At 66.3% G+C, this 12,876-nt stretch carries 12 protein-coding genes; 9 read left to right on the forward strand and 3 right to left on the reverse strand.

Annotated elements, in window-relative coordinates; all coding sequences use genetic code 11:
• Positions 1 to 3: 3 nt before the first annotated feature.
• Complete coding sequence (locus tag AC5V87_RS24550; RefSeq protein ID WP_495368002.1) at positions 4 to 1,041, forward strand: L-idonate 5-dehydrogenase; 1,038 nt, start codon at positions 4 to 6, stop codon at positions 1,039 to 1,041.
• A 57-nt stretch (positions 1,042 to 1,098) separates the two neighbouring features.
• Here AC5V87_RS24550 and AC5V87_RS24555 read toward each other — a convergent pair whose 3' ends face one another.
• On the reverse strand, positions 1,099 to 1,962 hold the full coding sequence (locus AC5V87_RS24555; RefSeq protein ID WP_456837968.1) for a DUF3280 domain-containing protein: 864 nt from the start codon (positions 1,960 to 1,962) through the stop codon (positions 1,099 to 1,101).
• Between the two features lie 187 nt (positions 1,963 to 2,149).
• Between AC5V87_RS24555 and AC5V87_RS24560 the strand changes: the two genes are divergently transcribed.
• Entirely contained in the window at positions 2,150 to 3,532 is a 1,383-nt protein-coding gene (locus tag AC5V87_RS24560) for a sensor histidine kinase (RefSeq protein ID WP_495368003.1), read from the forward strand.
• A complete protein-coding gene (locus AC5V87_RS24565) occupies positions 3,529 to 4,182 on the forward strand; it encodes a response regulator (protein ID WP_456837966.1) in 654 nt (217 codons plus the stop codon). The genes AC5V87_RS24560 and AC5V87_RS24565 overlap by 4 nt, the downstream gene beginning before the upstream one ends.
• Positions 4,183 to 4,200: 18 nt before the next feature.
• Here the strand turns inward: AC5V87_RS24565 and AC5V87_RS24570 are convergent, their stop codons facing one another.
• Complete coding sequence (locus AC5V87_RS24570) at positions 4,201 to 5,184, reverse strand: VOC family protein (protein ID WP_495368004.1); 984 nt, start codon at positions 5,182 to 5,184, stop codon at positions 4,201 to 4,203.
• Positions 5,185 to 5,330: 146 nt separating this feature from the next.
• Between AC5V87_RS24570 and AC5V87_RS24575 the strand changes: the two genes are divergently transcribed.
• From AC5V87_RS24575 to AC5V87_RS24590, 4 genes are all read left to right on the forward strand, one after another.
• Entirely contained in the window at positions 5,331 to 6,122 is a 792-nt protein-coding gene (locus AC5V87_RS24575; RefSeq protein WP_456837964.1) for a DNA-binding transcriptional regulator, read from the forward strand.
• A 72-nt stretch (positions 6,123 to 6,194) separates the two neighbouring features.
• Positions 6,195 to 7,718, forward strand: coding sequence for a bifunctional 3-(3-hydroxy-phenyl)propionate/3-hydroxycinnamic acid hydroxylase MhpA (gene mhpA / locus AC5V87_RS24580; protein ID WP_495368005.1), 1,524 nt, complete (start codon positions 6,195 to 6,197; stop codon positions 7,716 to 7,718).
• A gap of 25 nt (positions 7,719 to 7,743) precedes the next feature.
• Positions 7,744 to 8,595, forward strand: coding sequence for a fumarylacetoacetate hydrolase family protein (locus tag AC5V87_RS24585; protein ID WP_456837962.1), 852 nt, complete (start codon positions 7,744 to 7,746; stop codon positions 8,593 to 8,595).
• A gap of 37 nt (positions 8,596 to 8,632) precedes the next feature.
• Positions 8,633 to 9,841, forward strand: a complete 1,209-nt coding sequence (locus tag AC5V87_RS24590; protein WP_495368006.1) for an ABC transporter substrate-binding protein — start codon at positions 8,633 to 8,635, stop codon at positions 9,839 to 9,841.
• Between the two features lie 63 nt (positions 9,842 to 9,904).
• Here the strand turns inward: AC5V87_RS24590 and AC5V87_RS24595 are convergent, their stop codons facing one another.
• Positions 9,905 to 10,747 carry a hypothetical protein gene (locus AC5V87_RS24595; RefSeq protein WP_495368007.1) on the reverse strand — a complete coding sequence of 281 codons (843 nt, stop codon included), beginning with the start codon at positions 10,745 to 10,747 and terminating at the stop codon, positions 9,905 to 9,907.
• A 211-nt stretch (positions 10,748 to 10,958) separates the two neighbouring features.
• On the opposite strand from AC5V87_RS24595, the gene AC5V87_RS24600 reads away from it, so the two are divergent.
• Positions 10,959 to 11,843, forward strand: coding sequence for an IclR family transcriptional regulator (locus AC5V87_RS24600; RefSeq protein WP_495368008.1), 885 nt, complete (start codon positions 10,959 to 10,961; stop codon positions 11,841 to 11,843).
• A gap of 36 nt (positions 11,844 to 11,879) precedes the next feature.
• Entirely contained in the window at positions 11,880 to 12,851 is a 972-nt protein-coding gene (locus AC5V87_RS24605) for a Bug family tripartite tricarboxylate transporter substrate binding protein (RefSeq protein ID WP_495368009.1), read from the forward strand.
• The last annotated feature ends 25 nt before the right edge of the window (positions 12,852 to 12,876 follow it).

Below are 12,876 nucleotides of genomic sequence, written 5' to 3' on the forward strand. Positions count from 1 at the left end.
ACCATGCGCGCCATCGTCATCCACGCTCCGAAAGACCTCCGGATCGATACCTATCCTGATGCGGAGCCTGGCCCGGGCGAAGTCCGCGTCAAGATCGCCAATGGCGGCATCTGCGGCTCCGACCTGCACTACTACCACCACGGTGGCTTCGGCGTGGTGCGTATCCAGCAGCCGATGGCGCTGGGGCACGAGATCGCCGGCGTGGTTGCGGCGGTGGGTGACGGCGTTACCAGTGTGAAGGCCGGCACCCGCGTCGCGGTCAATCCGAGCAAGCCATGCGGAGCGTGCCTGCATTGCCGGGAAGGCATGCGCAACCAGTGCCTCGACATGCGCTTCCTCGGCAGCGCGATGCGCTTTCCCCATGTGCAGGGCGGTTTTCGCGAGTTCATCACGGTCGACGCGGCGCAGGCCGTGCCGATCGCCGACAAGCTATCGCTGGCGGAAGCTGCGGTCGCCGAGCCGCTCGCAGTGTGCCTGCATGCCGGCAAGCAGGCCGGCCCCCTGCTCGGCAAGCGCGTGCTGATCACCGGCTGCGGCCCGATCGGCGCGCTGATGATTCTGGTCGCACGCTTCGGCGGCGCGTCTGAAATCGTGGTCACCGATGTGGCCGACGCTCCGCTCGCGGTCGCGAAAAAGCTCGGCGCGACGCATGCCATCAACGTCGCGAGCGATGCCACCGCGCTCGATCTCTGGCGCGCCGGCAAGGGCGTGTTCGACACGCTATTCGAAGCATCGGGCAACCAAGCGGCGCTGCGCACTGCGCTCGACGTGCTGAGGCCCGGCGCGACGCTGGTCCAGCTCGGCCTCGGCGGCGAGATGACGCTGCCGATCAACTCCATCGTCGCCAAGGAGTTGCAGCTGCGCGGCACCTTCCGCTTCGATCCCGAGTTCGAGCTGGCGGTGCGGCTGATGGGCGACGGCCTGATCGACGTCAAGCCGCTGATCACGGCGACCATGCCGTTCGAGAACGCGGTCGCTGCCTTCGAGCTCGCCAGCGACCGCTCGCAATCGATGAAGGTCCAACTGACTTTCGGAGCATGATCCGGAAAATCGCGCGGCGGTTTTCCGATAAGATCATGCTCAAACAATAAACTCTGGCTACTGGCTTCCGACCAGTTTTTCGCTGACCAGCCGCACCGCGCCACGCTTCCACGAATAGTCCGCGCCCATGCGCAGACCGCTATCGCCGCGCGCCAACACCGCGCCGGTCCTGGCATCGCGGACCTGGAAGCCAAGGGTGTATTCGGTGCGGCTGACCCGCCGCACCACGCCGATCAACGACTGGTCCGCGCCGAGCTTCTGCGCGATCGCCGCCTCGCAGCCGTTGCAGTCGCGCAAGGCATGCGCCTTCGCCTCGCGGCCGACATCGATGACGCGATAGCGGCCGGATTGTCCCAGCAACTCGCGCACGCCGGCGGTGACCTCGGCGAGGTATGACGCATCCGATGTGGCTGAGGCGCCCCCTGATGCAGCGGTCGTGTCCTCCAGCTCGAAATCGAACACCGCCAGCGCGACCGGCGCGGGCGCGGCGAGCGCGGCCATCACCTCGCGCGAGACAAACATCTCGGCGCGCTCCCATGATTGGTCATTGTCGCCGCGGAAGGTGTAGAGCTTGTCCATCACCAGCTTTTTGGCGCCGACGTCGATCACGGCGACCTTGGCCCATTGCACCAGCGTGCTGGTCTTCTGGATGCCGCCGATGACCTTGAACGCTGCGCCCTCCTGGGCCGACGGCACCAGGCTGTAACGGCCATCCGCGCCAATATCCCGCCTCAGCGCCGCCATGAACGCCGACAGCCGACGCTCGTGGGCGGCGGTCTGGTCCGCGGGCTCGGCCGACGTGTCGGTATAGCTGAAATCGTCGATGGCCACGCCAATGGCGGCCTCGGCAGTCGCCGGCGAAGAGGCCGCCGGGAGGACCAGGAGGAAAAGCGCAGAGAGGATCGATCGGGTGCGGCGCATGCGGGCCTCATGAGGTGGAGCGGCGGCGCAATCTGGCGGGCCGCCCTGCGCCCTGCAGCCGCGGCGATCCCGATCAGCGCCGGGAAAATTTCACGTCATTGCACTGCAGTAAAGCGTAACGCTTTGCGCCGCTTGCGTTCTGCCGTTTAATGCGCAGGCGACAAATCCGTTCGCCAGGTGCCCGCCGATGTGGAACCGTCCGAGGTTCGATCTGAAGGTCCGACTGACGTTGCGCGTGGCCGCCATATCGGCCGCCTGCTTCGCCGCGATCTCCGCCTATTTCCTCATCACGGCCGACCGCGCCGCCCATGCGCGGATCGACAGTATCGCCGGCATAGTGGCGAAGTCGCTGGAGCTGCAGCAGGGCAAGATCCAGTGGGTGGCAGGGCTGCGCGCGGACTTTCCGAATCTGGATCCCGTTGCGGCCTATGTGATGACGCCCGGCCTGTGTCTGGCCGTCCGCGGCACCGGCGGCGACATGCTCCAGCGGTTCTGTAGTGGCGTGCCTCCGGCAACGCCGCCGCCGCAGGCCTTCACGGCGTTCTATCGCAGCCTGTTCGACCCCGGCCGCGAGGCGGCAAGGCCGGTGATCGTGCGCGGAGCAAAGCTCGGCGATGCCGTGGTCTGGCTCGATCCGGCGGTGCAGACGGCCGAGGCCTGGCATGAGGCCGGCCGTCTGATGCTGGCGCTTGCGATCGCCCTGCCGCTGTTGTGCGTCCTGGTCTATGCCGCGCTGGCGCGGGCGCTGCGCCCGACCCACATGATCCGCACCGGCCTCGAACGGGTCGCCGCCGGTGACCTCACCGCGCGGCTGCCGCCGTTCGACCTCGCCGAGCTGTCCGCCATCCGCGACGTCTTCAATCATCTCGCCGAAAGCCTCGACACTGCGCTCGCCGAGCGGAACGAGCTGACGCGGAAACTGATCGCGCTCCAGGACGAGGAGCGTCGTCATTTGGCACGCGAGCTTCATGACGAGTTCGGCCAGTCGCTGGCCGCCATCCGCGCGCTCGCCTCCTCGGCCCGCCAGACCGCGGCGCAGGACTGCCCTGCCCTGCTCGGCGAATGCGACGGCATCGCACGGACCGCGACCGGCATGATGGAGACGCTGCGCGGGGCGCTGTTCCGGCTGCGCCCGCCCGACGTCGAGGAGCTTGGGCTGGTCGCCAGCCTGGAAGGCCTGGTCGCGGGGTGGAACGGGCGCAGCCGCGGCGAGACGCGCTTTGCGATCCGTTTCGACGGCACGTTCGAGACGCTGCCGGCGACCATCAGCGCCAATCTCTACCGCATCGTGCAGGAGGCGCTGACCAACGCCGCCAAGCACGCCGGCGCCACCAAGGTCAGCCTGGAACTGACGATGCGCCCCGACGAGATCGCACTCGCGATCGACGATGACGGCCGCTCGGCCGATCCCGCCGGAAAATCCGGAATGGGCCTGCTCGGCATGCGCGAACGCGTCGCGGCCTTGCGCGGCCGGCTGAGCTTCGAGCCGGGACCGAATGGTGGCTCGGCGCTGCGCGTCGTCATCCCGCTGGCGGCCGCCGATCGGCCGGTGCTGGAGCACGCGGCATGACCGCGACGATTCTGCTGGTCGACGATCATTCCGTCGTGCGCGAAGGCTACCGCTCCGTGCTCGAGAAGCAGCCGGGTCTGCGCGTGGTGGCCGAGGCGTCCGACGGCGCCGAGGCCTACCGCCTGTTCAAATCCGAGGCGCCCGACCTCGTCATCATGGATCTGAGCATGCCCGGCATCGGCGGCATCGAGGCCGTCAGGCGCATCAGGCAATGGGACAAGACCGCACGGATCCTGGTCTTCACCATGCACCAGAATGCCGGTTTCGCGGTGCAGGCGATCCGCGCCGGCGCGCGCGGATACGTCACCAAGATGAGCCCGCCGGAGACGCTGGTGCGCGCGGTGATGGACGTGCTGGCCGGCAAGATCGCCATCAGCCCCGACATCGACCACGAGCTCGCACTGAGCCGGATCAGCGGCGAGAGCTCGGCCGCCGACGTGCTGACGCCGCGCGAGTTCGAGGTGCTGCGGCTGCTGCTCGCCGAGAACACGACGGAGGAGATCGCCGAGACGCTGCATGTCAGCCCGAAGACCGTCGCCAACCTGCATTCGCTGATCAAGGACAAGCTCGGCGTCGGCTCCGACATCGAGCTGGTCCGGCTGGCACTGCGTCAGGGACTATTGACCGAGGTCGATCTCCGCGAGACGTGATCGCGACATGGCCGAAGATCATTCCCGCGCGACCACTGCGTCCAGCCACGCGCAGTTGAGCGGCGGCACGCGTGGGTCGGCGACGCGCACGCCGCGGGCAGCCGCGTCGAGCCGCATGTCACGCAATCGCTTGCGCTGCTCCTCGGGCATGCGGAGCCGCTCGTGGCCCCACAGGGAGGGCCCGTCAAAGGTCTCGTGCGGCTGCCAGGTTTCGGGATCGATGACGCGTCCGCCCCAGCCGTATTCGATGAAGAAGCCGGACGGCGTATTCACGTAGAACGAGGTCATGTGGTCATTGGTGTGCCGGCCCAGCGTGTAGGCGATGCGTCCCTCGTCCATCTGCGCGAGATCATAGCCCTGCCCGACATCATCGAGGCAGCCGAGCTCGACCATGAAGTGATGCATCGCCTTCCGTCCCGAGCCGACCATGGCAAACGAGTGGTGGCGGCCGTTGACGTGGAAGAAATAAAGCCCGTAAGGCTTCAGCCCAAAATCCGAGACATGAAAGCCGAGCACGTCGCGATAGAACGGCAACAGCGGCTCGACATCCTCCACATTGAGCACGACATGCCCCATGCCGAGCGCCCCGGTACGGAAGCCCGAGATCGGGCGGCCCGGCTTGAACGGCTCGCTCGCGAGCTCCGGCTTGCAAAAAGCCTCCAGCCGGTTGCCGGCGGGATCGGCAAACGCGATCAGCTCGGCGACATGCCGCTCGTCAGCGAGCGCGCGCGAACCGCGCGTGACCTTAACGCCGTGGCTTTCCAGTCGGCCCGCCAACTGATCCAGCTCAGCGGTCGACGGAACTTCCCAGCCCATCACCGCCAGCCCGGCATCGCTGCCGCCGTCGACGATCAGCCGCTGCTTGCGGTCGTCCATGCGGAAGGCGCGCATCTTGCCACCGCGATCGACCTGCTGCATGCCGAGCAGCCCGGTCGCCATCCGGCTCCACTGGTCGAGCTGGGATGAACTGATTCCGATATAGCCGAGCGCTGCGATTTCCATCGAATTCCTCCCGAAGCATCGTGGTCGCCATATTGCGGCGAGCTTGATACCGGCCGCGCGCGATCCTACGGTGGCGTCCCGCAATCGCCTCGCGTCAGCGACGACAATAAGCGCGCCGGGACGTGCCACAAGGGAGGAAATACGGAGTGTCCAAGGAGCGGACGCGGAACGGCCAGCCGCGGCAGTCTGAGGGCGTCCGCGCCTTCAAGCGCGGGCTCGACGTGCTGCACGAGGTCAACCGCTCCGGCGGCATCCGCGCCGGCGACGTTGCCCGCGCGCTCGACCTGCCGCGACCCACCGTCTACCGCCTCCTCGAAACCCTGGAGGAGCTCGGCTACATCGCGCGCAGCGCCAGCGACGACCGATTTCGGGTCACCCGGCGCGCGTTGAGCCTCGGCGACGGCTACGATCCAGGAGTGGTGATCTGCCAGGCGGCGGCGCCTTATCTCGCAGATCTCAGCAGGAAGCTGATCTGGCCGGTCGATCTCTCCACCTATGAGAACGCGGCGATGGTGGTGCAGGAGACCACGCACTCTCGCAGCCCGCTCTCGATCGACCGCGGCATGATCGGTAAACGCCTGCCCATGCTGCGCACGTCTGCGGGCCGCGCCTATCTCGCCGCCTGCCCTGCGCACGAACGCGATCTCATCATCAATCATCTCCGCCGCATCGATGAGGCCGAAGACCGCCCCTTCCTCGACCAGGGCCGGCTCGACCGCATGATCGCCGAGACTGCCGCGCGAGGTTACGCAATTCGAAGCGAGGGCGAATACAATCCCAAGACGGCTTCGATTGCCGTTGCCATCGTGCGGGACGGCGCCGTATTCGGCTGCATCTCGATCATCTGGATCCGTTCGGCGCTGGGGATCGAGGAAGCGGTCGCGCAGTTCGCGAGCCAGCTGATGGAGGCGGCGTCGGCCATTCATGTCGCGGGATAGAGGCCGTCCGCTGGGCGGACACTTGGCACGCCGGCGTTGAAGGGCCGGCCCCGCATGGGGAAAAGATGCCCCATGCAAGATAAATCCATCGCTGAAGAGTTTGACGTCGTCATCGTCGGCCGCGGGCCGGTGGGCGCCACGCTCGCCAACCTGCTCGGCCTGTGCGGCGTGCGGACGCTGGTGCTGGAGCGCGAAGCGCGGACCTATCATTTGCCGCGCGCGGTGCATTTCGACGATGAATGCATGCGCGTGTTCCAGACCATCGGGCTTGCCGACGCGATCCTGCCGCAAACCATCCTCAGTCCCGGCATGCTCTTCCTTGATGCGAACGGCAAGATGCTGCTGGACTGGTCGCGGCCACAGACGCTGACGCCGATGGGCTGGAATCTCAGTTACCGCTTCCATCAGCCCGATCTGGAGGACGTGCTGATTTCTGGTCTCGCGCGCTGGGGGCACGTCACCTTGCGCAGCCGCTGCGATGTGTTCGCGCTCGATCAGGACGAGACCGGCGTGCGCGTCCGCTATGAGGACCTGTCAAACGGCAAGCTGACCGAGGTCCGCGCTGCCTATGTCATCGGCTGCGATGGCGCCCGCTCGCTGGTGCGCCGCTTCATCGGCTCCGGCATGGACGATCTCGGCTTCCACGAACGCTGGCTGGTGATCGACGTGTTACTCAAGCGCGAGCGCGACGACCTCGGCGATTACAGCATTCAGCATTGCGATCCGCGGCGGCCCGCGACTTACGTCCGCGGCACCGGCACGCGCCGGCGCTGGGAGATCACGGTGCTTCCGGACGAGGACTCACAGGACGTGGCACAGCCGGCGAAAGTCTGGGAGCTGCTGTCGCGCTGGGTCACTCCCGACGATGCCGAGATCGAGCGTGCCGCGGTCTACACCTTTCATTCGGCGATCGCGCAGCAATGGCGCAATAGCCGGCTGCTGCTCGCGGGCGATTCCGCGCACCAGACCCCGCCCTTTCTCGGCCAGGGCATGTGCGCCGGCATTCGCGATGCCGCCAACCTTGCCTGGAAGCTCGCCAGCGTCATCCGCGCTGGCGCGAGCGCCGATCTGCTCGACACCTATCAGAGTGAACGGCTGCCGCATGTGCGCGAGTTCATCGAGCTCGCCATTCGCCTCGGCGGTGTCATCAACACAAAGGCGATCGAGGCCGGCCTTGCCGCCGGCCAAGCGCGCGAGAACGCGCCGGTCAAGCTGGAAGTGAAGAAGCCCCTGCTCGGCCCCGGTCTCGCGTTCGGCGACCTGCCGTTCGCGGGACATCTCGCACCGCAATTCATGCTGAGCGACGGACGCCGCAGCGACGACCGGACCGGCTATCATCATGTGCTGCTCGTCGAGACCGCGGCCGCACTGCCGTCGAGCCTCACCCTGTCGCAGGCTCGGATCGAGATCCTCGCCGGCGACGACGTCGAAGGCGTCGGAGACTGGCTGCGCGAGCACGGCGTCATCGCCGCGCTGGTTCGTCCTGACCGTTACATCCGCGGGACCGCCCGCAACGAGTCCGAGCTCGAGCGGCTCATCGCCGCCATCAATCCTCCAACCCAAATTCCTTCAGCCCAAGTGCCGTCCGCGGCCTGACCGAACCCACTTTCAAGGATATCTCATGAAGCTGCTCTCATTCGTTGCCGGCGGACACGCCTCGTTCGGGGCCCTCAAGGACAATGGCGTCGTTGATCTCGGCAGGCGCATGGCACCCTGCGCCACGCTGCGCCAGCTGCTCGAAGCCGGTCGCCTTGCCGAGGCGGCCGAGATCGTCGCATCCGCTGCACCCGATCATCTTCTCGACAAGATCGCCTTCGCCCCCGTCATCCCCGATCCCGGCAAGATCATCTGCGTCGGCCTCAACTACCGCGACCATGTCGCCGAGACCGGGCGCACCGTCACCGAGAAGCCGGCGCTATTCGTCCGCTTCCCCTGCAGCCAGGTTGGCCATCTTCAGCCGATCGTGAAGCCTGAGGTCAGCGACGATTTCGACTATGAGGGGGAGCTCGCGCTCGTCATCGGCACGGGCGGCCGGCACATTCCCGCGAGCCGTGCGCTCGACCACATCGCCGGCTATGCCTGCTACAATGAAGGCAGCATCCGCGACTGGCAGCGCCATACCAGTCAATTCCTCTCCGGCAAGACCTTTGCGGAGAGCGGCAGCTTCGGCCCGTGGCTGGTGACGACGGACGAAATTCCGGACCCGTCGAAGCTCACTTTGCAGACGCGGCTCAACGGCGCCGTAGTGCAGGATACCACCACCGATCTCCTGATCACCGGCATCCCCGAACTGATCGCCTATATCTCCACGATTTGCCCGCTCGTCCCTGGCGACGTCATTGTCACCGGCACGCCAGGCGGCGTCGGCGCCAAGCGCACGCCCCCTTTGTGGATGCGCCCGGGCGACACCGTCGAGGTCGAGATCTCCGGCATCGGCATCCTGCGCAACAAGGTCATCGCCGAACGGGCCTGACCGCCCATACCGATCAACGATAAAATCAGGAAACGCCATGAATCCCCTCCGCACCACATCCACCATGCTGCTGGCCGCTCTGGCTCTCGCGGGCCCCGCCGCGCGCGCCGAGATCAAGGGCGATGCCATCCGCATCGGCGTGCTCACCGACATGAACGGCGTGTTCGCGACCGCGATGGGCCCGGGCTCGGTCGAGGCGGCGCGAATGGCGGCGGAAGAGTTCGGCGGCAGGATCAACGGCAAGCCGATCGAGATCTTGCAGGCCGACCACCAGAACAAGCCGGATCTCGCCGCATCCCTGGCGCGAAAATGGTTCAGCGACGGCGTCCAGGCGATCGCCGACGGCGGCAGCTCGGGCGCCGCGCTCGCGGTGCAGGAGCTGGTGCGTGGCAACGGCAGGATATTCCTCGTCTCCGGCGCCGGCGCTAACCAGCTCACCGACGATGCCTGCGCGCCGACCAGCGTGCAGTGGACTCAGGACGCCTATTCCACCGCGACAGCGGTCGTCTCCGGCATCATGCAGACCAGCAAGGAGCCCTGGTTCTTCATCACCGGCGACTACGCCTTCGGCCATTCGATCGAGGTGACCGCGCGCGAGCGCATCGCCGCGCTCGGCGGCAAGGTCGCCGGCAGCGTCAAGGCGCAGCTCGGCACGCCCGATTACAGCTCATTCCTGCTTCAGGCGCAGTCGTCGGGCGCCAAGATCCTGGCGATCAACGTTGCCGGCGACAATGCGACCGCGATCAAGCAGGCCGAGGAATTCGGGCTCGCCAGCCAAGGCATGAAGATCGTCCCAATGTCGTTCCAGAACGTCGACATCGACGCGGTCGGGCTGAAGGCGACGCGCGGCGACCTCATCGTCACCTCCTTCTTCGAGAACGTCTCGCCCGCCGCCCGAAAATTTTCGGACGCGTTCTACGCACGACGCAAGGCGATGCCCTCGCAAATCCAGGCCGGCGTGTATTCCGCCGTACGCCACTATCTGCAGGCGGTGAAGGACACCGACTCCGACGAGGGCGCCGTCGTGATGGCCAAAATGAAGGCGACGCCGGTATCGGACGCCTACACCACCAACGGCCGCATCCGCGAGGATCAGCGCATGGTGCACGATCTTTATCTGGTGCAGGTCAAGACCCCGGAGGAATCCAGAGGCGCGTGGGACTTCGTCAAGCTGGTCGCGACGATCCCACCCGACCAGGCCTTCCGCCCGCTCGATCGCAGCAAATGCACCCTGGTCGGCAAATAGAGCGTTTTGAAGCGAAGTGGATACCGGTTCGCGTAAAAAAAACGCCTCAAATAAGAGGCAACCTCAGGCGAGATACCGCGTGAGATAGCCTTCCATCGCATAGAGCGCGCAGAGCGCGAGGCTCGACCAGACCGCGGCGCTGAAATACAGGAACATCCAGGTCAGCTCGCCCTTCCAGTGCGCGATGTCGTGCGTCACGACCCAGCGCGTCGAGACGTCATGCAGGCCTTCGAGCAGGCCAAGGAATCTGTTGCCCTCGGCATGCCCTGCTCGCCATCGGCTGAGATACATCGGCACATCGATGGTGACCAGGAAGGCGAGGAAGCAGGCGATGCCGACGATGCCGGCGATCAGCGCCCAGCGTACCGGCCCCTGGAATTCCGGCATCAGACGGCACAGCGCGATGCCGGCGAGGAAGAAGGTCACCGCCCACAGCGAGTTCTCGATCGCGTTGTAGAGGAAGTTGGTGGTCACGACCGCGTACCAGGAGAAGCACTCCGCGACGATGATCACGGGCACGATCAACCACGCGATGGTCACCGCGGTCTCCGCGCCGGTCATGGTGCCGAACTGGTGCAGGATGATGGCCCATTGCGCGGCGAAGCAGACTTCGGCCACGGTCGCGACCGTGCGGCCGACGAACACGCTCGACAGCCAGGTGTCGAACAGGCAGATGCGCTGCACATCGGCGCGCGGCAGCACCGAGCGGAAGGCGCAGCCGAACACATAGGCGGCGCAAAGCAGGAACATCAGGCCGATATCCGAGCCGCCACCGACGCTGCCTGCGACCGTCGGATAGAACTCGCGGTACAGCATGAACCAGACGAGAATGTTTGCAGCGCTGACCAGCGTTAAGGACCCCCACCACCACGCGAGGGGATTTGAACGTGCCTGCCACCACAACATGAATCGCTCCGCTGTAATCGACGTGACATGTCTTCGTAATAATAATGTCACAAGACGCCACGCGATCGCGACAAAATTTTGTGCGCTTGAACGTTCCCGGCGCGGTTGCGGCGGCAGCGACAACAGCGAACTAGCGTCCGCATGGTGGACGATATCGGTGCCATATCTGATTTTATTGGACAAGACTGCGTCTTGCGTTCGATATTCGGGCATGGTCCGCACTTCCCTAGCTAGACGCCGTCTTCCGCACGCGACCGTCGCCGCAGTGCTCGCGGCAAGCACCGATGACGCGGCCTTCGCAACAACGCTGGCAAAAGGTCTCGTCGTACTCGAAGCCTTCAAGGCCGGCACCACCTTGCTCGGCAACATGGAGCTGTCGAAGCTGACCGGCATCCCGCGGCCGACGGTGGCGCGGCTGACGCACACGCTGGCCGAGCTTGGATACCTCCGCTACGAAGCCGCGCGGACGAAATACCGTCTCGCGGCCCGTGCGCTGCGGATGGCGCACCCGCTGCTTGCCGACATGCAGTTCCGGCAGATGGCGCGGCCGATGATGCAGGAGTTGGCGCAGAGCGTGCGCGGCACGGTCTCGATCGGCCTGCTCGATGCGACCTCGATGATCTACGTCGAGACCGCGCGCTCCGGCGATGTCGGTCCGCATGTGCCCGACGTCGGCATGCCGATTCCCGTCGTGATGACCGCGATGTGCCGCGCCGCGGCAGCAATCTTGCCGCCGGCCGACGCGGAGCGGCTTGAACGGCAGATCGCAGCCGAAGACGCCGAGCTGTGGGCAGCCTTCCGCAACAAATACCGCACCGGCCTCGCCCAATGCGCCAGCCGCGGCTTCTGCACCTGTATTGGCGAGTACATCGCCTCGATCCATGCCGTCGCTACGCCGTTGTTTCACGCGCGCGAGCTCAATCAGTCCTTCTCGATCAATTGCGGCATCCCCGCATTCCGGCTCCAGCCAGGTCAGCTGGAAGGAGAGATCGGCCCGCGGATCGCCGCCCTTGCCGACAGCATCCGCGCAGTGGTCCATGCGGCGGAGCCCGCCGTCGAGAGGCGAAAATCGAACAAGAAGAGCGCCAATCGATGAACAATAAAACCGGCGCTCCACACCCGGGAGGCCAACATGACCATCACGCGCCGAACATTGCTGGGGACTGCGCTTGCCCTACCCTGCGTCCCATTCGCCGCACGCGCTGAGGACGCCTGGCCCTCGCACCTGGTGCGGCTGATCTCGCCCTACGGACCGGGCGGCTCCAACGACATCTCGCTGCGCCTGCTCGCCGAAGAGTTCGGCCGCAACCTGCATCAGCAGTTCATCGTCGAGAACAAGCCGGGCGCCGGCACGCGCATCGCCAATGACACGGTCGCGCACGCACCGGGCGACGGCTACACGCTGCTCTATGTCGCCGCGCCCTATGCCACCGCGGAAGCGCTGTTCGGCAAGCTGACCTACGAGCGCCGGGATCTTCAGCCGGTCGCCATGGCCGTGATCGCGCCGCTGTTCCTGATCATCAGCGCGGAGGCGCCGTTCAAGTCGCTCTCCGAGTTGATCGCCTATGGTAAGTCGAAGCCGGATGGGCTGACCTTTGCCTCGCCCGGTGCCGGCTCGCAGCCGCACCTTGCCGGCGAGCTCCTGTTCCGCGACGCCGGCGTCAAGGGCCTCAACATCCCCTTCCGCGGCGATGCGGCCTCTTACACCGAGCTGCTCGCCGGGCGCGTCGACGCCACGCTGACGGCGCTGCCGACCGCGCTACCCTACATCCAAAGCGGCAAGTTCATCGTGCTCGGCGTCGCCTCGGCCGAACGCAGCGCGCTCTACCCGCAGGCACCGACCCTGCGCGAGCAGGGTTTTCCCAACGTGGTCGCCGCCGGATGGTACGGCTTCATGGCGCCCGCGACCACGCCGCGTGAGATCGTTGACAAGCTTCAGGCTGAGGTGCTGCGTGCGCTCGCCGAACCCGCGATCAAGGACAAGATGACAGCCCAGGGCCTGGAGGTGCGGCCGGCCAATGCCGCCACCTTCGGCCAGTTCATCGACAACGAGACGCAGAAGTGGCGCGCGCTGATCCGCGAGGCCGGCCTCAAGGGCGAGTAGCGTGCCGCCGCCGCGCCGGCGTCCC

It is taken from the genome of Bradyrhizobium sp. SOJA106, from assembly GCF_059448745.1.